Here is a 405-nt window from a genome sequence, read left to right on the forward strand (position 1 = left end):
CTGGTCCGCGGACCTGGTGGAGCACGCTGTCTTCGCCGAAGTGCCTGACCGCATCGCCGCCAGCCGGGCGATGCTCGTGCTGAAGCACTCGTTCGCGGACGCGGTCCACCTGCGCAACGACTTGTTCTCCTACGAGCGGGAGATTCTGGAGGAAGGCGAGCTGTCCAACGGCGTGCTCGTCATGGAGCGCTTCCTGGACATCGACCCGCAGGCGGCGGCCAACCTGGTCAACGACGTGCTCACGTCGCGGCTCCAGCAGTTCGAGAACACGGCGGTGACGGAGCTGCCCTCGCTCTTCGCGGAGCACGGCCTCAACCCGGTGGAGCAGGCCAACGTCCTCGTCTACATCCGGGGGCTCCAGGACTGGCAGTCCGGCGGCCACGAGTGGCACCTGCGCTCCAGCCG

Annotated in this window: 1 protein-coding gene; it reads left to right on the top strand. The window is 67.9% G+C overall.

What is annotated here, in order from left to right:
- The coding region (locus G4D85_RS48610) for a terpene synthase family protein (protein WP_420821761.1) at positions 1-405 on the top strand (405 nt) is incomplete at both ends.

This window comes from Pyxidicoccus trucidator (assembly GCF_010894435.1).
GTDB lineage: Bacteria > Myxococcota > Myxococcia > Myxococcales > Myxococcaceae > Myxococcus > Myxococcus trucidator.